Source organism: Leptospira dzoumogneensis, assembly GCF_004770895.1.
In the GTDB taxonomy this organism is placed as follows: domain Bacteria; phylum Spirochaetota; class Leptospiria; order Leptospirales; family Leptospiraceae; genus Leptospira_B; species Leptospira_B dzoumogneensis.
The window spans coordinates 427,930-447,176 of record NZ_RQHS01000019.1 but is presented as its reverse complement, the minus strand read 5'-3'; the positions used below and the strand labels follow the sequence as shown (position 1 = coordinate 447,176).

The 19,247-nt window shown below is 40.0% G+C and carries 25 protein-coding genes and 3 tRNA genes; 12 read left to right on the top strand and 16 right to left on the bottom strand.

What is annotated here, in order from left to right; genetic code table 11:
• Positions 1-51 precede the first annotated feature (51 nt).
• Positions 52-252, top strand: a complete 201-nt coding sequence (locus tag EHR06_RS15730; protein ID WP_100708607.1) for a hypothetical protein — start codon at positions 52-54, stop codon at positions 250-252.
• Between the two features lie 84 nt (positions 253-336).
• Here the strand turns inward: EHR06_RS15730 and EHR06_RS15725 are convergent, their stop codons facing one another.
• From EHR06_RS15725 to EHR06_RS15715, 3 genes are all read right to left on the bottom strand, one after another.
• Positions 337-708 (bottom strand): VOC family protein, encoded by a 372-nt coding sequence (locus EHR06_RS15725; protein WP_008589759.1) that lies wholly within the window; start codon positions 706-708, stop codon positions 337-339.
• Between the two features lie 99 nt (positions 709-807).
• Positions 808-1,953 (bottom strand): hypothetical protein, encoded by a 1,146-nt coding sequence (locus tag EHR06_RS15720; RefSeq protein WP_135757861.1) that lies wholly within the window; start codon positions 1,951-1,953, stop codon positions 808-810.
• Positions 1,953-3,557, bottom strand: coding sequence for an NAD(P)-binding protein (locus EHR06_RS15715; protein WP_135757860.1), 1,605 nt, complete (start codon positions 3,555-3,557; stop codon positions 1,953-1,955). The genes EHR06_RS15720 and EHR06_RS15715 overlap by 1 nt, the downstream gene beginning before the upstream one ends.
• A gap of 115 nt (positions 3,558-3,672) precedes the next feature.
• Between EHR06_RS15715 and EHR06_RS15710 the strand changes: the two genes are divergently transcribed.
• Positions 3,673-4,425 (top strand): HAD family hydrolase, encoded by a 753-nt coding sequence (locus EHR06_RS15710; RefSeq protein ID WP_135757859.1) that lies wholly within the window; start codon positions 3,673-3,675, stop codon positions 4,423-4,425.
• A 13-nt stretch (positions 4,426-4,438) separates the two neighbouring features.
• Here the strand turns inward: EHR06_RS15710 and EHR06_RS15705 are convergent, their stop codons facing one another.
• Positions 4,439-5,299, bottom strand: coding sequence for a class I SAM-dependent methyltransferase (locus EHR06_RS15705; RefSeq protein WP_135757858.1), 861 nt, complete (start codon positions 5,297-5,299; stop codon positions 4,439-4,441).
• 152 nt (positions 5,300-5,451) lie between these two features.
• On the opposite strand from EHR06_RS15705, the gene dapF reads away from it, so the two are divergent.
• Positions 5,452-6,321: a diaminopimelate epimerase gene (gene dapF / locus EHR06_RS15700; RefSeq protein ID WP_135757857.1), complete on the top strand. Its 870-nt coding sequence runs from the start codon at positions 5,452-5,454 to the stop codon at positions 6,319-6,321.
• Here dapF and EHR06_RS15695 read toward each other — a convergent pair.
• The gene (locus EHR06_RS15695; protein ID WP_135757856.1) at positions 6,318-7,028 is read right to left on the bottom strand and encodes a lysophospholipid acyltransferase family protein; all 711 of its coding nucleotides are present in this window, start codon (positions 7,026-7,028) and stop codon (positions 6,318-6,320) included. The two genes, dapF and EHR06_RS15695, sit on opposite strands and share 4 nt — an antisense overlap.
• Before the next feature lie 19 nt (positions 7,029-7,047).
• Positions 7,048-7,326, bottom strand: a complete 279-nt coding sequence (locus tag EHR06_RS15690; RefSeq protein WP_135757855.1) for a hypothetical protein — start codon at positions 7,324-7,326, stop codon at positions 7,048-7,050.
• Between the two features lie 209 nt (positions 7,327-7,535).
• Between EHR06_RS15690 and EHR06_RS19185 the strand changes: the two genes are divergently transcribed.
• Complete coding sequence (locus tag EHR06_RS19185) at positions 7,536-7,712, top strand: hypothetical protein (protein WP_008591083.1); 177 nt, start codon at positions 7,536-7,538, stop codon at positions 7,710-7,712.
• 54 nt (positions 7,713-7,766) lie between these two features.
• On the opposite strand, the gene EHR06_RS15685 is transcribed toward EHR06_RS19185, so the two are convergent.
• From EHR06_RS15685 to EHR06_RS15655, 7 genes are all read right to left on the bottom strand, one after another.
• A complete protein-coding gene (locus EHR06_RS15685) occupies positions 7,767-8,264 on the bottom strand; it encodes a WbuC family cupin fold metalloprotein (protein ID WP_341867513.1) in 498 nt (165 codons plus the stop codon).
• Entirely contained in the window at positions 8,227-8,406 is a 180-nt protein-coding gene (locus EHR06_RS15680) for a hypothetical protein (RefSeq protein ID WP_010515017.1), read from the bottom strand. The genes EHR06_RS15685 and EHR06_RS15680 overlap by 38 nt, the downstream gene beginning before the upstream one ends.
• Before the next feature lie 133 nt (positions 8,407-8,539).
• Positions 8,540-8,616: transfer RNA gene (locus tag EHR06_RS15675), tRNA-Arg, on the bottom strand.
• A 6-nt stretch (positions 8,617-8,622) separates the two neighbouring features.
• Entirely contained in the window at positions 8,623-9,054 is a 432-nt protein-coding gene (locus EHR06_RS15670) for a hypothetical protein (RefSeq protein WP_135757853.1), read from the bottom strand.
• A complete protein-coding gene (locus EHR06_RS15665; protein ID WP_135757852.1) occupies positions 9,008-9,454 on the bottom strand; it encodes a magnetosome magnetite crystal formation protein family in 447 nt (148 codons plus the stop codon). The genes EHR06_RS15670 and EHR06_RS15665 overlap by 47 nt, the downstream gene beginning before the upstream one ends.
• Positions 9,455-9,494: 40 nt before the next feature.
• Positions 9,495-9,583: transfer RNA gene (locus tag EHR06_RS15660), tRNA-Ser, on the bottom strand.
• 13 nt (positions 9,584-9,596) lie between these two features.
• Positions 9,597-9,682: transfer RNA gene (locus EHR06_RS15655), tRNA-Ser, on the bottom strand.
• A gap of 54 nt (positions 9,683-9,736) precedes the next feature.
• On the opposite strand from EHR06_RS15655, the gene EHR06_RS15650 reads away from it, so the two are divergent.
• The 5 genes from EHR06_RS15650 to EHR06_RS15630 all read left to right on the top strand — a co-directional run bounded on the left by EHR06_RS15650 (position 9,737) and on the right by EHR06_RS15630 (position 15,154).
• The gene (locus EHR06_RS15650) at positions 9,737-10,924 is read left to right on the top strand and encodes a class I SAM-dependent RNA methyltransferase (RefSeq protein ID WP_135757851.1); all 1,188 of its coding nucleotides are present in this window, start codon (positions 9,737-9,739) and stop codon (positions 10,922-10,924) included.
• Between the two features lie 70 nt (positions 10,925-10,994).
• Positions 10,995-11,996, top strand: a complete 1,002-nt coding sequence (locus tag EHR06_RS15645) for a patatin-like phospholipase family protein (RefSeq protein ID WP_135757850.1) — start codon at positions 10,995-10,997, stop codon at positions 11,994-11,996.
• Between the two features lie 33 nt (positions 11,997-12,029).
• A complete protein-coding gene (locus tag EHR06_RS15640; RefSeq protein WP_135757849.1) occupies positions 12,030-12,968 on the top strand; it encodes an ABC transporter ATP-binding protein in 939 nt (312 codons plus the stop codon).
• Complete coding sequence (locus EHR06_RS15635; RefSeq protein WP_135757848.1) at positions 12,965-14,032, top strand: ABC transporter permease; 1,068 nt, start codon at positions 12,965-12,967, stop codon at positions 14,030-14,032. The genes EHR06_RS15640 and EHR06_RS15635 overlap by 4 nt, the downstream gene beginning before the upstream one ends.
• 24 nt (positions 14,033-14,056) lie before the next feature.
• Positions 14,057-15,154 (top strand): quinone-dependent dihydroorotate dehydrogenase, encoded by a 1,098-nt coding sequence (locus EHR06_RS15630; protein ID WP_135757847.1) that lies wholly within the window; start codon positions 14,057-14,059, stop codon positions 15,152-15,154.
• 2 nt (positions 15,155-15,156) lie between these two features.
• On the opposite strand, the gene EHR06_RS15625 is transcribed toward EHR06_RS15630, so the two are convergent.
• Positions 15,157-15,819 (bottom strand): hypothetical protein, encoded by a 663-nt coding sequence (locus tag EHR06_RS15625; RefSeq protein ID WP_135758072.1) that lies wholly within the window; start codon positions 15,817-15,819, stop codon positions 15,157-15,159.
• A gap of 88 nt (positions 15,820-15,907) precedes the next feature.
• Here EHR06_RS15625 and EHR06_RS15620 point away from each other — a divergent pair, with 88 nt between their 5' ends.
• On the top strand, positions 15,908-16,402 hold the full coding sequence (locus EHR06_RS15620; RefSeq protein WP_135757846.1) for a SixA phosphatase family protein: 495 nt from the start codon (positions 15,908-15,910) through the stop codon (positions 16,400-16,402).
• Entirely contained in the window at positions 16,399-16,944 is a 546-nt protein-coding gene (gene hpt / locus EHR06_RS15615; protein WP_135757845.1) for a hypoxanthine phosphoribosyltransferase, read from the top strand. The genes EHR06_RS15620 and hpt overlap by 4 nt, the downstream gene beginning before the upstream one ends.
• On the opposite strand, the gene EHR06_RS15610 is transcribed toward hpt, so the two are convergent.
• Positions 16,929-17,543: a hypothetical protein gene (locus EHR06_RS15610; RefSeq protein WP_135757844.1), complete on the bottom strand. Its 615-nt coding sequence runs from the start codon at positions 17,541-17,543 to the stop codon at positions 16,929-16,931. The two genes, hpt and EHR06_RS15610, sit on opposite strands and share 16 nt — an antisense overlap.
• Between EHR06_RS15610 and EHR06_RS15605 the strand changes: the two genes are divergently transcribed.
• On the top strand, positions 17,530-18,630 hold the full coding sequence (locus EHR06_RS15605) for a hypothetical protein (RefSeq protein ID WP_135757843.1): 1,101 nt from the start codon (positions 17,530-17,532) through the stop codon (positions 18,628-18,630). The genes EHR06_RS15610 and EHR06_RS15605 overlap by 14 nt on opposite strands.
• Before the next feature lie 5 nt (positions 18,631-18,635).
• Here the strand turns inward: EHR06_RS15605 and EHR06_RS15600 are convergent, their stop codons facing one another.
• Complete coding sequence (locus EHR06_RS15600) at positions 18,636-19,205, bottom strand: DUF1569 domain-containing protein (protein ID WP_135757842.1); 570 nt, start codon at positions 19,203-19,205, stop codon at positions 18,636-18,638.
• Positions 19,206-19,247: the final 42 nt, after the last annotated feature.

Here is a 19,247-nt window from a genome sequence, read left to right as displayed (position 1 = left end):
ACTTGGTTTATTATTCGATTTGGATTAGGATCGGAATGGAGGGATTACTGAATGTCAACAATAACCTCTATATATCTCGGACTCGCTGAAAAGGCTTCTTCCGATCCACGTAAAATGCCCAAGGTGGAAGGAATTCCTAATAAGCCTTACGAAAACAAACAAGCCGAGGTCTTTGACCAAAAAGCAATGAATCCTAGTTATGCGGGCGATATTTATAAAACTAAGGGAGCATTTGTAGACAAGATCTCCTAACTTCTTTTGGCCCGATTGTCTAAACCCAATAAAAAAGCCCTCAAATTGAGGGCTTTTCTTTATAAGAGCCTATGACTTTAGGTCTTAATCTTCTTTGTAATTGATCTCTAAAATATTACCGGACGGATCTAAGAAATGAAGGAACTCTCCTCCGTCTCTCGCTTCCGGTCCTCTCACGATCTGAACCGACTTGGACTCGAGTTCTACGATCGCTTCGGTAAAGTCATCCACATCCAATACGAAACTGAGGACTGGGGATTTAACTTCGGTTAAAGAACTTTTAACTCCGTTGGTATTGAGGAGTTTAATGTTCACTGAATCCAAACCGATGATTGCGAATTCGTTTCCTTTTTCCTCGATCGTCTCGAAATCAAATAGTTCGGAATAGAATTTTACAGAGGCTTCTATATCCCCGGTAGGTATTACAATATAATCGATTCCTTCTACGATGATCATTGAGGTAGATCCTGTTTTCCTTTTTCGTCATTATGAGATGAAAACCGGGCTTGTCTATCGGAAAACCGTAAGATACTCGATTTTCAAGTCGGATAGGCTTTATGAGCCTAAATTTTTGAGGCCTATAAAGCCTTCCAGTTCCGAGTTGTTTTTTCCTCCCTTCCAAAGGAACCCATCCAAGATATAATGAGTGAATTGGGGAAGAAAGAAGATAGGCACTAAGATCCCTTCAAGGCCCTGCCCTAGTTCAGCTTTTATTACGGAAGAGTTTCCGAATAGATACGGATGTTCCCTCCATACAAAACTATCCCAAAGCCATTCTTCCGAAAAAGCAAATGCCAATAATACCAATGAGAAGCTTAAAATGGCCAATGCTCCGTTACGAAAGCTATTATAGAAGAAGGAAGAAAGCTGTTTCTTTCTGAAATTAGAATATGCGAATACCAAGGCCATATAAGGAATTCCATGGTTGATCACGTTAGTAAGAGTAAACGCAAGATCATCGTTTAATAATACGATTCCCACATACCAAACAGAAGCGGTGTTGAATAATAGTAAAAGTTTTCCAACACTGATCCTTCTTCCTTTAAGAAGAAGGTAGACTTGGCTCAATGAGTATACTATCACCCAGATCCAAAATAGTATATGAATGAAGTTTGAAAGAGAATGATTTGGATATTGATAAAAATCACCTTCCATAAACCATTCGAAATGCCTTCCACCTGGAACCAGATGCCAGTATAGAACAGGCAATCCGGTTATCATATAAAGACAGATCTTATCTAATAGAAACGGGATCTTGTTTTCGGTTTTGGGTTCTGTTCTTACATACAAACTTAAAAAACCGTATTGTTGTCTGATAAAATGAAATACTGCAATATAAGCCATTGCTCCCCAGAAGAATAATTTTCCGAAAGAGTAAAGTATCAATGCCGCTATAAAACATAAAAATGGAACCAAGCTTAGAAGAACTTTTTTTCGATTCCAAACTTCTTTATCGAAGTAGGCTCTAAACAAAGTAGAATATACATGAGAAACATCTACACCGGGAATCAAAAGTAACCAAAGCCAAGGAGGCAAAGCATTGCCGCTTGTTCTGGAAGAACCAAGGGGAGAAGGTTCAGGAGATCCGATATAATTCGCGGCCAGGACAATAACCACGGAAATCAATCCTGGCGCAATAAACCAAGTAAGATCGAAACTTTTGGAGATGATCCAAGGACTGAGTGTTCTTTTCTCTTCCATCAATATCTCTTGGCAAAGGCCTGCACTTTTTTAGAAGCTTCGAATCCTCTATACAATGCTTCTTCAAAAATAGAGATCCCGCTTAGGTCGCAATGAGCGAAATGAATTCCTAATTCGGATTTTGCCAGCTTCTCCCTTTCTCCTCCCCAAAGAAATCCAGGAACAGGACGTATCATTGCATGTGCATGAGTCATGATATCGATACGAGAAACTAAACTTTCTATATTCGGATGGGGTCTTTTTAGATCGGAAAGTATCTCTTCTTTCCAGCTATCCCAGGTTTTAGGAAGAATAGACCTTCTTGCTGCAAGAGTATCTTTTTCTCCGAAGGCAAGATAATAGGTGAGAACAGATTGAGGTCTGAGCGCTCTTAAGTCTTGGTGGGTAGAAACGACATAGCCGAGAGATTTACTCTTATAAATTACATTCTCCCAAGCTGGCGGATGGCCTTTTCCTTGGGGAAGTTCGTCTACGAATAGATTTGCAACCAACCAAGGAGAATATTCTAATTTTTGTAAGAAGGCTTCCTTCTCTCCCAAGATATATTTTCTGGTGAAAGAAGGTAGGGAGTAGATGACTTGCTCCGCTTGGATCAGAATATCTTTCTTTTCTTTTACATCGTAGGCGTTAATTTCCCAGGTTTGGGAGTTTTTACGAATTCTTTCTACAAGTGTAGAAGTTCTGATCTTATCCTTAGAAGGCTTTTGTAGGAGCTCCAACAGGAATCCGTTTCCTTCCGGCCAGGTTAGAACTGGAGGGGAATCCTCATCTTCTCTCAAACGTGAACAGAAATAATGAAGTCCTGCCCAGGCGGAAATATTGTCGGAATTCCCACCATAGTCGTCTCGAGTGCAATAGTCTGCATACCATAAGATCTCAGGTGATTGTATTCCTAATGATCTTAAATAATCAGCGAAAGTGATACGATCTAATTTTAAAATTTCAGGATCTCTGGAAGAACGATCTATCGGAATACAAAATGCCTTTTGTCCGTCTCTTCCGATCTTGTTCTGCCAAGAGTTTAGTATTTTACGAAATAATAATTCTTGTGAGTCAGGTTCCCCGTTTCTTCTAGGAACTAAACCTGCTTGCCATCTTCCTTGGTAAAAAAGTCTTTCTTCCGGATCGAAGCAGAGATATTTTTCAGGATAGATCGGATTTCCATTCGAGTCTTTGCCTTGGACCAGTCCGTTCTCTTCTAAAAATTTACGAACCAATACTGACTCAGGTCCCGGCTGTGGAAGATAATGTGCACCCCAAGGATATTTTAAGGAGTTTGTTTCGGAATATCTGGAATTGCCTCCCGCATCCTTCTCCAGATCCAGGATCAAATAATCCGAGATCCCGAATTGGGATAGGTAGTATCCGGAAGAAAGTCCTGAGATCCCTCCTCCTGCGATGAGCACCTTTGTTTGGATGGTACTTGTGGGAGAAAAATCCGTTCTGACTTGTCTAAGTCTATGACCTGTTTCTCTGTCCGGACCTAAGATACTTCCTTGGATCTTTCTTTTTCTAAATCTGAAATAAGAGCCGATCCCTAACAGGGCCGCGCAAAATGTTAAAGCGGAAAGGAATACTTTTCTGGAAAAACGATCTTCGGACATAAACGAACGGATTGCAGATTAGTTTTGAGGGAAGAAGAAGCAAGGAAAAAGAAATTTCCTAAACATTTTCCAAAACTCTCCTTGGCTTTCCGATCGGTCCGGGAATTTTAGAGTTATGGCAGTTCTTTTGGATTTGGATAATACGGTCTTCGATTCTATAGGGATCTATGAGTTTACGATCCGTGAAATGGAAAAAAAAGCAAAGACCTTGGGCCTCTCTTCTTCCAAAGAATTTAAAAAGGCCTATGATATCGTTCGTGCGGAAGTGAAAAAAGAACTTCCGAATAATCCAGTCAATCGACTGCGTATTCTTTATTTTAAGAAGATGTCTGAACTTCTTTTTGGAAAGTTGGATCCTGCTTTTGTTTTGAAATTAGACGCCGTTTATTTCGGTTTTTTTTTGCAAGGGATCAAAGATTGGAAAAAGAAGAATTCCACCGAGTTCAAAAAGATTTTGTCCTTATTAAGGGCCCTGCAAGAAGTCCAGGACCTGATCATTATCACAAATGAATCTCTCAGAACTCAATTATTGAAATTATCCGTTCTATTTCCAAAAGACATTCAATATAGATTAGTAACCTCAGAAGAAAGCGGAGCAGAAAAACCTTCCGCTTTGATCTTTAATAAGGCTTTAATGGGGGCAGATCCTAAAAAGTCTTATATCATAGGAGATTCTTTAAAGGATGATGTAGGTGGAGGACTTAGTTTCGGGTTAGAATCCTTTTATCTGAAAAGCCCTATCTCTTCCGCTAAGACCAAATCGGTTTTGGAAAAGAAAAGTTTAGAAGGAAAAGAATATTGGGAATCTCCCGATCTATCCTCCGCTTTAAACTATATCTTGAGTTTGGAGAAAGGGATCGTTCTTTAAACTTTTAAAACGATTACTTTTTCTTTAGCAAAGCAAACAAGGTCAGATTTAGATTCACTTGTTTGAATGTTAGATACCAAAGCATTAGGGTTCCGTAATAGAATGTCTTCTTCAAGAAGATCCCTAATTTTGCTTTAGGGCCGGAAACCCCGGACACGGAAGCGATCGGTTTTAAGATGGAAAATTCTACAGAGGAGAATCCGCATTGTTCTGCCAGAAGTCCCAAGGTCTTTTCCGTATAATCGTTGATATGATCTTTTGCTTCTAGGTAATGTCCGCCTTCTTGCATACCTTTTAAGGCAACTTTCAATTTTGCTTTGAATAGCTGGACCGGGAAATTGGGAGTTTGGACGAATAAGAATCCACCCGGTTTCAAAAGCCCGAACAGATATTGGATGAGGCTATGCGGTTTAGGGATATGTTCAATCACGTCCCAAAGAGTGATGATATCAAAACTTTCTTTTGGAAGTCCGCTGTCCTGAACGATCCCGGGAAATACTTGTTTGAGTCCGTTCTTTTCTCTCGCGAATTTGACCGCTTTTTCGGAGATCTCGTAACCAACCGCTTCCCAGCCTGGTCTTGAAGTTCCGATCGTTTTTACGAAGAAGCCAAGTCCGCAGCCCACGTCTAAAATTCTTCCCTTAGGAGCCGAAAGAAATTTGCCTATGAAGTCTTTATAGATGTCTCTATGAGCCACATCCCACCAGTCTAAATCATAACCGGTTTCGTCGTCCCAGTATCCTTCGTAATGTTCGTCTTGTTCGTAAGTGGAGAATGCGTGACTGCAATTCAAACAACGCACGATTGGGATTCCGTTTTCGACGAATAAGGTTTTGTTTTTCTGGCTTCCGCAAAGATAACAGGTCTGGTTCAAAGGGAGTTCCGTTTAGTTGATAGTTTTATCCTTCGGGGCGAGTCTTTAAATTCCAGTAAAAAACAAAGAGTATTAGGGGCTTTTTGGATTTTCTGCAGAAGGTCCCATTGGAAGCATGGAAACAACCTCTCAGGTTTGATTAGGAGATTCGTTTGGCTAAAGTACATTTTACCAAGATGGAAGGGATCGGAAACGATTACGTATATGTGGATGCGACTAAAGACGATTTACGTCTGAGCCCGGAGCAGATCCAAAAACTTTCCGACCGTAATTTCGGGATCGGAGGTGATGGAGTGATCTTTATTCGCGCATCCAATAAAGGCGATTTCCAAATGGATATGTACAATGCGGATGGTTCTTCCTCCGAGATGTGCGGGAATGGGATCCGTTGCGTCGGAAAATATGTTTTCGATCACGGTCTTACGAATAAAAAACAACCTAAGATAGAAACCGGGGCCGGAATTTTAGAATTAGACCTTAAAGTAAACGGAAGCGGCAAAGTGGAACAGGTTTCCGTGGATATGGGAAAACCGATCTTAGTTCCTTCTTTAATCCCTGTTAAATGGGAGAATGAAAATCCGATCTTAGAACAACCTCTTTCCTTCTTAAGCGGGTTGCCAGGTTATTCTTCTTATAATCTAAAATTCAGCGTTGTAAGTATGGGAAATCCACACTGCATTATTTATGTAGAAGATCCGGATCAATTCCCAGTCAGAGAGATCGGTCCATTGATCGAAAATCATACGGAACTATTTCCCCGCAGAGTGAATGTTGAATTCGTATCCTTAAGAGGAAAAGATCATTTATACCAAAGAACTTGGGAAAGAGGCGCTGGAGAAACATTGGCTTGTGGAACAGGCGCCTGCGCTGTGATGACAGCTTCTCACCTAAATGGTAAAACAGGAAAAGATGTTCGTATAGATCTAAGAGGCGGGACCTTAAGAGTTCAGTTGCTGGAATCAGGCCATGTGTTAATGACCGGTCCTGCTACGGAAGTATTTAGTGGAGTCGTGGAAGTTTAAGCTTCCGCGTACTGACCTTCTTGTAATGCGATCATTCTAGTTCTAACCACATCGGAGAGTTGTTTCATATTCTCCTCTAAGGTTCCTGAAAGAAATTCCCTATGATCTACTTTTTCTCCGTAGATCACTTTTACCTTTTTGTAGATCGCACGCTTTTTGATATCACATACTTCTTTAGGCATTCCCATAAAGCTTCGAACGATAGGCGGTATCGGGATATCCGAATAAGATTCCTCTACAGGTATGATTACGGAAGGAAGAATATCCACTTTGTTGCGAATGGAGAATGCTGCGAATCCTGAATGAAAGTCCACCATTCCGGATTTAAAATCGTTTTTGACCATATAGTCATGGCCTTCCGGGAAAATTCCTAGGGTCTCTCCCTTTTTAAAAACCTGTTGGATCATCTTAATAGAACCGATGGAAATATTTCCGTCTATAGACATCGGTATCCCGCCTGCGATCTTTGCAAGGTCTCGGAAGATAGGAATTCTGAAAGTGTATTCTGCAGCGATCCAAGAAATGAATCTAGGAAAAGTGTAGGAAAGAATGAACGGATCCATATCGGATCTATGATTGCAGGTAAGAATTACCTTACCGTTAGTGATTATATTTTCGGTTCCGTACGCGGTAATATCCACGGCCAAACCTATAAAGGGAGCCACGAAATTTTTGATCCGAAGATATGTTTTTGCTTCTTTCTCCACGGTCAACCTTCCTAAGCGACTATTCTCCTAAGAAAACGCTCCACCATTTTTTATCCTGTCCAGCAGGCTTATTAGAATTTGGATCCGCATCGGAGGACTTTACCTCTTGTCGGAGTCTTCCGAAATCTTTTTGTTTTCGTTTCGGCTGAACATTCGTGAGATTTTTTTTGATCTCCTCATATTCCTTCGAAGCGTTGGCATTTGAGCGAATATAATTACGTATATCGTCCCATTGAGGATCGTCTTCATTGCCGTAAGCGGCATAGTTGAACAGATCGATTTGATCGAATTCAGGCATACTTTTCCTTTCCGTTAAGGGGAAGTTCGAATAGGATATGATCGGAATCGCCTAAAAGCAAAATCCTTTCAAACCATTCGCATGTTTGCCTGGGAAAATACTATGGCAACAGTTTTCGTAAATTTCAAACCGGATTTTCTGATTTCGTTTTTAAAAAATCTAGCGAATGTCACTGAATTTAGGACTTCGATTTTCCGAAGGAATAAGTTATGGAGAGAGAAAATCTCCCCCCTTTAAACAGACATAATCATAAAGAATCGGAAGATATAAAAGAAACCGGTACGGCGAAAAATCTAGGCAGGATCATTCCATTTCCTTCCCCGCCGGGAAGAAATTTGAAAAAGATCCGGGAATTGTACGAGGATATTTTCGATCAGAAACCTTGATTCATAGTCCGCTCCGCGGGCTTCAGGAGCATCGCGACTATATCGTTTCTGATTTTAGAAAAGAGATCTGAGAAAATCCAGATATTGAATTTTGCCTTCACTGTTCTCCGGTGGAGCCCAAGAGGCGAATTCTTTGTCGGTGGTCGGATCGTACGGTCCTGATTTTCCTTCAAAGCAGATACAGGTTTCCGTAAGGCAGACCAATGTATGGTACACTCCCGGAAGAATATCTATCCCATAGACCGGTCCGTCCGAACTCAGGATATGTTTGTCTCTGACAGTACCATCTTCTTCGAAAAGGAGGAAGCCTAGTTTTCCTTTTAGCACTAAAAAGGTCTCAGGTTTAGGAGGATTTTTGTGACGATGCGCTTGGACGTAAGTGTCCTTGGTAAGTACGTTCAGAAATCTCTGATAAGGTTCTAGTAGTTCGTGGAAGTTATGATTGGTTCTTCCTCTAGCGGAAGAGGAAGCAAGTGGAAGGAGTTTATCGAATAACTCCTGATCGATGAGTAATTTATCCGGCCGAGACAAGTTGTAGATGCTGCTCGCAATACGCGATTAGGTAATCAGTGCAGGCTGTGCAAGTATCTGCAGCTCCGCAAGCTTTTACCACTTCACGATAGTCTTGCCCTTGTTGTTTAGCAGTCTCTACGATTTTTTCAAATGTGATTTGAGCACAGTGGCACTTTTCCATTCTGATTCCCGATCTCTCTATAACTATCGTTTTTGAGACTCAGTATTAAAGTCAAGTTTTCTGATAGAATTTACAGAATATTTTCTAAACTATATGGGACATAATGTCAGAATTTATGGGGAAAAGAAGAAGTTGGTGCGCCCAGAAGGATTCAAACCTCCGACCTTCTGATCCGTAGTCAGACGCTCTATTCAGCTGAGCTATGGGCGCGGGTGATTAAAAGAATTTCTTTTCCAAAAGCTCTAAATGCTCTTGGGGAAGTTTCGGGACCAGTTTTTTTCCCTTGGTGTAATTGTATAGCAGTAAACCGGATAGGCCAAGATAGATAATCACTCCTGCTAGATGAGCAAGATTCGCTAACCAAGGTCCAGCAACCGGGATCATAGAGAAGAACCAAGATAATACTAAGAATGCGATGAAGTATAAAACGTTTAAAAAAGAAAGTTTAGAATGTCTGTAAACTTCCGCTTCGTTTGAGTAGAAAGAAAATCCGATGAGCCAATTTCCGAATAAAGGAAGAGTCACCAAATAGATACGAAATCTTTCGGTGTTAATAAAAGTTTTGGCTTGGTTCCAGTAAGGAGTGAGAAAAGCGAAGGCCTTAGCCTTGAGTTCCTCTAATTTTGCTGAGTATTTTTCGAACTTCATTCTCTATTTCCGGGAATAATGGTAATACGAACAGTTTGCCTTGGTAAGCTTGCAAGGCTCCTAAAATTCCGTAACCTAGTAAAGCCAACCATGCGACATAGCTGATAAAGTCGGTCACGACAGGATTCGCATGTATCCATTTTAAGATGGTGCTTAAAATAGGGAACTCTCTTAAGAACCAAACCACCAAGTATAAAAATACGAATCCTAGATTTAACTTGATTGCTTGGAGTGCATGAAATCTGCAAATTTCCTGTTTTTTTCTAAAAAACCAAGGAATGACCCATCCTAAAAAAGGAATATAAGAAATGGCGGCGAATAAGTTGGGATAATTATCCCCCTCTAATAATCGCTTGGTCTCTTCCAGGAATTCCCGGGTGTTGAATCTCTGGTCAGACATCTTCTTATTTCTCGGGGTCAGCGTGAGAGTTTGGAACTTTCGGAGACGCAGGGATTCGAACCCTGGGTACAGGTTACCCCATACGACAGTTTAGCAAACTGCTCCTTTCAGCCACTCAGGCACATCTCCAGCAGTGTTCCAACGGAGAAGGTAGGATTCGAACCCACGGTGGGAGTTACCCACGACGGTTTTCAAGACCGCTGCCTTAAACCACTCGGCCACTTCTCCGGTTAAGGATTACTTTACTGACAAGATGGGGGACCCTGTCAAGGTGATTTACCTATGAGTACGGAAAAGAACCGTAGAGAAATTTCAGGATTGGTCGTGGAGAAATGGGCGAATCTTGGTACTTGTATTTCTCATGCGGAGAATAAAACCGTTTTTGTAAAAGCTGCCGTTCCTGGAGAAACAGTTCGGATCAGAACTGATAAAGAAAATTCTAAACTGATTTGGGGCACCGTCGTATCTGCTGAAAAAATTTCCGCTCTTCGGATCGAGTCAGATTGTTCCGCATTTCCGGAATGTGGAGGATGTTCTTACCGCCATATTCCGTATGAGGAAGAACTAAAGATCAAAAAATCTCTTTTGTCGGATTCTTTTTTATACGTTTCTAAATTGGATCCTTCCCAAATCCCTGAAATTGGAATTTTAAGCGGACCTTCTAACTCTTATCGTAATACTGCTCAGATCAAAATCGAATTCAAAAAAGGAAAAACAAATGCAGGATTTTATAAGGAGAATTCAAACTCCTTGGTCCATTTTCCTAAAGAAGGTTGTAAACATCTTCCTTCCGAGATGAACGAGTATGTCAGAAAGAATTTAGCAAATAAGAAAACGTTTTCTAGAAAGGGAGATTGGAGACTTCGATATTCTTCCGGAGAAATTTTAGAATATGATAAAAAAGAAGTGAAGATAGGTCCTTATCTTCCTGAAAAAATAGAATGGTCCATTCCGGCGGAAGGTTTTACCCAAGTGAATCGTTTTCTTTTGGAAGAATGGATGTTAAAGATCCGTTCTTGGATACCGAAGGACTGCGGACCTGTATTAGAATTTTATTCAGGAGCCGGGCTGATCAGTTTGGCGATCGGTCACTTAGTGAGTCGTCTTTCCGGTTACGAGTTGTCCAACTCTTCCGTCCAAGCAGCGGAAAAAAATGCAAAGAATATCGGTTATTCTCACTTAGAGTTCCATACATTGGATCTGAATTCTTCTCTGCCTAAAAAATTGGATTCTTTCGGCGCAGAACTATCTATTCTAAATCCACCGAGGGCCGGGGCTTCTTCTTCCCTATTAGATTTTTTGGATGGATTACGACCTTCTCGCGTTATCTATTCTAGCTGTAATCCAAGCACCTTGGCAAGAGATCTTGGGACCTTGAAGAACTCCGGATATAAGCCGAAGGAAATCGTACTTACGGATTTTTTTCCAAGAACCAAACATTTCGAGGTCCTGGTTCTTTTAGATCTTTGATTTTTTACTTTTAGAATTCCGATCTGAAATTGGAAAATGGTCATAAGGGGCAGGACTCCGGAGAAATGAAATGCCTATCATAGATGAATACGAACTTCCTTCTAAAAAGTCAGATCCTGGTTCCAAATTCGGCGAGGTACTGCAAGGGATTTGGTTAGAAGATGAGATCTGTTTTGCGATCGCAGGCGGTGGTTGTAAGGCATTCTACGGTTTGGGCTTTGGTCATGAATTAAAAACCTGGGGATTAAAACTCAGACAAGTGTCCGGAGTTTCTGCGGGAGCCGCAATGGTTCTTTCTCTTCTCTGCGAAACGGAAGAAGAATCAGTTTCCTTTTTTGAAAGAATAGTCCGCAAGAACCCTCGTAATTTTTATTTCACTCGTTTATTCAGCGGAGAGAAGGCGTTTCCTCATGAAGATATGTATCGCAGGACGATCCGATTCGGAATGGACTTCGATAAAATCATCCGTTCAGGAGCAAAAGTTTTTATTCATACGATCAAAGCATTTCCTAAAGATGATTCCAATAAGAACACATTCAGGCTCGCAAGGCTGATCGCAGAAACAGGAAAAGCATTTTTAGAAGATGAAAGGGACCGTAATAAGGGACTCTATACAGAAAGAACATTTCGTGTTTTAAGAAATTGGAATATGAAAGAAGTTCTTTTTACCGAAGCGGATTTCAGGGATCCGAGCGTGATAGAACAGATCATTATGAACTCTTCTTCTATTCCTCCTATTGTTTCTTTTCAGAACCATGGAAAGGAATATTATTTGGATGGAGGACTCACCAATAATTTACTTTTAGAAGCATTTCCTCCCAATGCAAAAATTATCGGAATACATTACGAATCGACTACCATAGTTGGAAAAGATCCTCATTTATTGGATCGTTGTTTTTTAGTAACTCCTTCTAAACAACTTCCGATCACTTCTTTCGATTACACAAATGCAAAAGGTGTAAGAGAAGCTTACGAGATGGGAAAATCGGACGCATTAAAGAAGAAGGATCAGATCCTAGAATATCTTAAAAAAGATTGGGTGAAAAAAGCGGAAAAGCTTCGTAAGAATTAAACCGATTTTAAATCATGATCTTCAGGTTGTACTGTGGATAAAATTCAAAACCCGATCATCTCGGTATCTAATGTAACTAAAAAATTCAAAGATGTAACCGCCGTCAGCGATCTTTCTCTGGAAATTAAAAAGGGAGAGTTCGTAGGTTTGCTTGGGCCGAACGGCGCCGGTAAAACAACTCTGATCGAAATGTTGGAAGGTATACAATTTCCTGATTCAGGAAAGATCCAAATTTTAGGAACAAGCTGGAAAGAGAGCGAAACATTTTTAAGAAGTAATATTGGTCTCGCTTTGCAAGAAACCAGATTTATGGATAGAGCCACTGTTTGGGAAACTCTGAAATTATTCGGAAGTTTTTATAAGGCGCCTGAATCCAGACTTCATGAAATTTTAGAACTCACCAGACTTACTGAAAAAAATAAATCATTCGTGAATAGTTTATCCGGAGGCCAAAGACAAAGATTGGCATTGGGTGTTTCTATCATGAATAAACCCGAAATTCTTTTTTTAGATGAGCCTACTACAGGTTTAGATCCGGGAGCGAGAAGAGATATCTGGAAAATCCTGGAAGATCTAAGAGCTTATGGAACTACAATGATCCTTACTACTCATTATATGGAAGAAGCGGAAGTTCTCTGCGAAAGGATCATAGTAATGGATAAGGGCCGTATTTTGGACCAAGGAACCTTATCAGATCTTTTAGGAAAACTAGGCGGTGGAGAAATTGTTCGTTTCTCTTTGGAGAATGGAACTGATCCGAGTTCCTATCTTCCTGAAAAAGGAAAATTCAAATTCAGTTGGAATTCCGACATGAAAGAAGGCCGCATCAATGTGGAAAGAATTACCGATTATCTTCCTTCCATGTTGGATTCTTTTTCTAAATCAGGTATCGTTTTAAAAGAGCTGGAATGTCATAAAAAGACATTGGACGACTTATTCCTTTCCATGACCGGAAGAGGGTTGGAAGAATGAAACAAATCTATCATTTAGTCACGATTCAATTAAAAGAATTTTATAGAGAACCAGGGATTCTTTTCTGGGCATTCATATTTCCTATCGCGATCGCAGGTGTATTAGGAATTGCATTCACTACTAAGGGAGTGCCTCAAACTAGAGTTGCGATCATCTCTTCTTCACATGATGCGAGCGGACTTTCTAACAAGATCGAAAAAGCATTTTCTAATTCTTCCGATGGTAACTCCGACGGATTAGGCGTGATCATTCCTCAGATTGTTTCAGAAGAAGATGCGATCAAGGCACTCAAAAGAGGAGAGATCAATCTTTTAGTAAAGGAAGATGAAAAAGGAAATTTAGAATTTTCTTTCGATCCGAGTAATGCAAACGCACAGAGAGATTATCTTCTTCTTTCCAATGCTCTTTTGACAATGCAGGGAAAAGAGCAGGCTAGTTCAAGTATCCGAAGATTAGATTCAAAAGGTACAAGATATATAGATTATCTGGTTCCGGGGATGCTCGCCATGGGAGTGATGAACTCCTGTCTTTGGGGAGTTGGTTGGAATCTGATCGAGATGAGGATGAAAAAACTTTTAAGAAGAATGTCTGCAACTCCAATGAATAAGTTGGCGTTTGTGATGTCTTTCTTCTTCACTCGAATATTTGTCACAACTGTAGAATCCATCATCTTCTTAACGTTTACGTTTACCGTTTTTGAAAATGCGTTTTTCGGTTCTATTCCTGCGGCACTTTTGATCTTTCTGACCGGAAATTTCGTATTCGCATGTATCGGGATCTTTGTAGGTTCCAGAGCACAAAGCGCTCAGGTAGGGAATGGACTAGTGAACGCATTCACATTCCCGATGATGGTTTTATCCGGGATCTTCTTCAGTTATAAAAACTTTCCGGATATAGTGCTTCCTTTTATAAAACATCTACCTTTGACCTTGGTGGCTGATTCATTGAGGGCCGTATTTATAGAAGGAGCAGGACTTGCAGAGATAGTTTACCCTTGCGTGTTTATGGTAGGGATCGGATTTTTTTTCTTGGGCGTTGGGCTTCGCATATTTCGCTGGTCTTAATAGTTCTATCTGCAAGGGGACCGGATGAATTCAGAATGGAAACAATGGGTTTATGAAAAAACCGCAAAACCTTTCTTCTTAAGTATTCATCCGGAGTCCGCTCACTACTTAGCCCAAAACCTACTTGGGCTTTCTAAAAAACTTCCATTCGTGTTTCCTGTTTTGGAATCACTCATGACTTATTCCAGCGATCGTTTGAAAACAAAGGTCGCAGGGATTGAATTTGCAAATCCGGTAGGTTTAGGCGCCGGTTTTGATAAAACAGGAGAGTTGTATCCATTTCTTTCCAGATTAGGTTTCGGTTCGATTGAGATCGGAACGATCACCGGTCAAGGCCAACCCGGAAATCCTAAACCGAGGATCTTCAGATATGCTGAAGATGAAGCGCTAATCAATCGAATGGGATTTAATAATCCAGGCGCGGATGTCGCAGAAGAAACGATCCGAAAGCAGAAAAAGAACTGCATTAGAGGGATCAATGTAGGTAAGACAAAAATTGTATCTGAAGAAGATGCAGTGAATGATTATGTATATTCTCTAAAAAAACTTACACCATATGCGGACTATGCAGTGATCAATATATCTTCTCCCAATACTCCCGGTCTTAGAAATTTCCAAAAGAAGGAAAATTTTACAAAGCTGATGGACGGGATTAAGAGCGGCTTAGGTGGAAAATTTCCTATCCCTACTTTTGTAAAATTCGCTCCAGACATGGAAAAAGAAGAACTGAAAGGCTTGTTGGAGCTCCTACCGGATACAAAATTATCAGGCGTAATTCTTACGAATACTACGATAGACAAATCGGTTCTAAAACGTTTTCCTAATGTAGAAAAAGAAGGCGGAGTTTCAGGCAAACCGCTTCGACAAAAGTCCACAGAGTTCGTAAGATACGCTTACTCCATCTTAAAAGGAAGCCTTCCTATCATTGGAGTCGGTGGGATTAATTCTGGAGAAGCTGCGTTAGAAAAAATTTTAGCGGGCGCAGACCTAGTCCAATTATATACAGGTTACGTATACAACGGACCTTTTTTACCGGTTAGAATATTAGAATATCTAGATGGAGTTCTGAAAAAAACAGGAGCGAGATCGATTGGCGAATTAGTAGGAAAGAATAAGATCTGATCTTATTCTTCCGATACTTTACATTTTCCTTTTTCGTCCCATTCTGCTTTCCAGACGGCGGAGTTTTGCTCCTTCACCAAACGAATTACTATATCCGAACAAAACGTTTTAGAACCGTTTTCAGAAACTTCAAAATCTCCCTCGTATCTAAACCAAAACTGTTCTTTGTTTGGAGTGAGATTCTGCCCGAATTCAGGCTCTGTTAAACGAATTAAATCTACGGATTTAGATTTTCCCTTCTCTTCTAAGATCGCTTCTTCTACTATTTGATAGACCTCGTCTTTAGATGGAGGTTCTTTTCCCGGTTCGGTGACAACAACTGATCTTGCCATTCCGATATCGGAGAAGATCCAACCTTTTTCTCTTACGAATTGGTAGATCACTCCAACCGGAGTTTTGGTTGTTTGACCTTCTTTTTTACGGGTAGTTACGAAGAAGGAAAACTTATATCTCAAATCTACCGGTGCATTTTCTTCAGGAGTTTCTTTCTCTATCAACTTAGGCTTTCCTGCTGCTTGGACGGAAAGTATTCTGTCTCCTGGGAATTTTTTGGACCATTGATTTTGTAATTCTTTTTTAGCCTTTTCCTCATCAGGAGTTCCTGCAATTTGTGAAGAAAGGTTTGTGGCAAAGGATATTAATAGGACAACCCCGATAATATACATCCTTAACATAGCTCATGAGTTTTATCGTCAGGAAAGATCCTTGTCAATGAAATTCCAGATTTGAAAATTTATCGCGGAGGAGAGAATTTTGAAAGAGATCCATCTCATAAGACATTCTAAATCCGATTGGAGCGATACTCATTTAAAGGATAAGGAACGTCCTTTATCTAAGAGAGGTCGTAAAAATGCGCGATTTTTAGGAAAATATGTGGAGAAGGTTTCCTTTGTTGCGGATGTCGCCCTTGTTTCGCCATCGATCAGAACTTCAGAAACTTGGAAGATATTACAAGGTTTTCAGAATATTACAAAGGACACTAAGATTATAAGTGAGATATATGAGGCGGAGTATTCTGACTTACTTAGGATCTTAAGAGGTCTATCTTCTAAAATTAATAATGTAGTTTTAATAGGTCATAATCCTGGAATGGAAGACTTGGCGAATTATTTATTAGTAGGAAATAATCCTGACTCTCTTTTCGAAAAATTCCCCACTTCTTCTTTTATAAGTTTGGTAACGGACCAAAAAGATTGGGCGGATCTGGGAAGACAAAGCTGCAGACTTAAAAGGTTTTGGATCCCATGAGGGATAATACTTCAAATTTTAATAATATACCTTTTGCGGCCTTATTTAGTGAAGAGATGATCTCTTTTCGGGTCAAAGAATTAGGCCTACAAATCGCAAATGATTATCAGGGTAAAAATCCGGTTTTTATATGTGTTCTTAGAGGCGGGATTTACTTCTTCTCGGATCTAACCAAGGCAGTTCCGATCCCCATCGAATTGGACTTTATCCAAGCAAAATCATATATTGGAACCGAATCTTCCGGAAATGTAGAATTGGTCAAAGATCTGGATTCGAATATTTCAGGAAGAGATGTTTTAATCGTAGAAGATATAGTGGATACAGGCCGCACACTGAAATTTTTGATCTCTCATATTCTTTCTAAAAAACCAAAATCTTTAGAGGTAGCTTCCCTATTATTTAAAGAAGGTGGAGAAGCCGCAGGGTATCCGATCAAGTACGTTGGCTGGAATATAGGAAAAGAATTCGTGATCGGATACGGTTTAGACTACGACGGTAAGTTTAGAAATTTACCCGGAGTATTCCTTTATTCGGAAGAATGAGGAGTATCCTCCGGCTTTTTGATCAAAGTTTTTAGTCCTGTAATCGAAGTTTCCAGATCTTGGATCTTAGGCAAAAACTTCCGCCCATCTACAAAACTTTTTCCTTCATTCTTTCCGAGTTCGGAATAGATCTCAGCGCTCAGATCATGATACGCCTTTTGCAAACTTATAAAAGAAGATTCTAAATGATCGGGGGAGAGCGCCTTCTTCTTTATTCTATACTTACGAAATAAAGAAAATCCGAACTTAAGCAACACCAAAATATAAGCGGGAAGAAGAAGGATCAGTGCAGTCTTTGTAACTGCAAAAATTTCCCAAGACTCGGAAATCGTATGACTCAAAAAGGATCTAAGTCCTGAGATAAAGACCACAGAGATAGTATAGTTTGTTCTTGGAGTCGAAGGAGATAAGGTATTGATAACGTATAATAAAGGCAGGGAAAGTAATAAAACCAAAACCAAATCGATCGGAAAGAGATTTGAAATCAAATCCAGAAAATGAACGATGGCCTTATAGGTTTTCACCAGGTCGTCCACGGATTGGTTTAACCTGTCAAAGTCAGCCTTTAGATTGGAGAAAAACTGGGTGATCTGGTTCATTAATTCGTTCCCTAAAATTCCAGGATGGGAAAAGAGAACAGCCCTGTCTCGAAAGCTGCAAGAACTTTCCTTAACTAAAAAGCTCTTCCTGGTATATTCCGTTTTTGCGTTATATTTTTTATTTTATCACGAAGCACATCTTCCATTGTTCTGGATGGTCGGTCTGGCTTTGATAGGCTACCTAGTATCCGGTATCCTTTTTTGGGGGATCGTATTCTCATTCCGAAAATTAGAAACTAAGATCGTTTTACCTGCGATTTTTGCGGAAGTGGGGATTGAAAGACCAACCATTAAATTAGTTCCTTGGGTAGAGGTTGGCTTCTTCGCTTTTTCAGTTCTTGCATGTTGGCTTACGGGATTTTTTGAGAACAGATCCGGTATACTTTTTCTTTTAGTGTATGCCGCCGGAGTTTTGAGTGCAAGGCTGATAGACAATAAAACATATTATAAAATCGGATTATTAGGATTAGTTATCTTAGCTTCCGGACTGATCAGTTTTAAAAGTCTGCAGAAAGCGGAGATATTCGTGGCCTACTCCATGTTCAAACCTGATTTTGAACAAAAAGACCTGTCTCGCTGGAATTATATCGAAGAGAATCGGACTTTACATAACGAAGATCTAAAACTTAGCATTCACCTTCCCGAAGATTTTTATTTTCACAATCCCCAAAATCTAAATATGGAAGAAAAAACCGGAATTGGACAAATTGCCGGGATTATTTCTTCCAGTGATTCGGATCCGAATCGTTATCCGGCGATTAAGATCTTTTTTGTTCCATTCAGATTCGATGACGAATCCGAATTACTCTCTGAATTCAAAAAGTTTTTGGATCTTCAAGTGCAAAGAGGAGATATCCAGGAATTGAACGAATTAGAAAGAGAAGTTTTCGAAGACAGATATTACGGAACCTTCTGGACATTCTACGACGTCCTCAGACCAAGATATGCAAAAACCGGAATGTTCTTTTTAGCGAAACATAAACAACCATATAGTTTGGTCTTTATCATAGACGAAAGTCTGATCAAAGGAAGAAGACACGAAGAATCCGTGGAAAAGATCCTGAGCAGTGTAAAGATAGAAGAGTAATATTTTCAGTTGATAGTTACGTAATCTAAATGATTCGCTATATGCATTGCATGAGCGAGTTCGTACTCTTGTTTAGTAAGTTTCCCGTAAGCAAAATGAGGAGCGAATTCTCCGGTATAATTGGAGAATGCCGAGATTGCTTTTTTCAATTCAAGAACACTGTCCGAAATGGAAACTCCCGATCGTAAAACATCCGCACCGGGGATAGGCGCATTCAGATCATGAGACATCTTTCCTTTTCTGGAAAAATTCCAAAATGCGATCTTACCTAAAGTGTTTTGAAAAACTTCGGATTTATTTTCGGGATAACCTTTAATAGAATAATAAATACTTTGAGCGCAGTGAAGAAGTATCTGGCTGGGACTCCATTCTCCGTAAGGAATAATTGTTTTAGAGAGAAGTATCTTTTCTAACTCGGAATTCACTTCTGAAAAATTAGAAAATTGAAGTCCTCTTTCTTTTACACCTGCAGGTGCGTTAGAACAGGATCCTAATACGGTTGCAGAGCTTGTTATAACTCCTACAGCAACGGCTTTTTGAATGAATTTTTTTCTGGAAAAATTAGGATCCGACATGGAGCACTCCGCAGTTCTTATATTTCTATTTTCCTATAACTA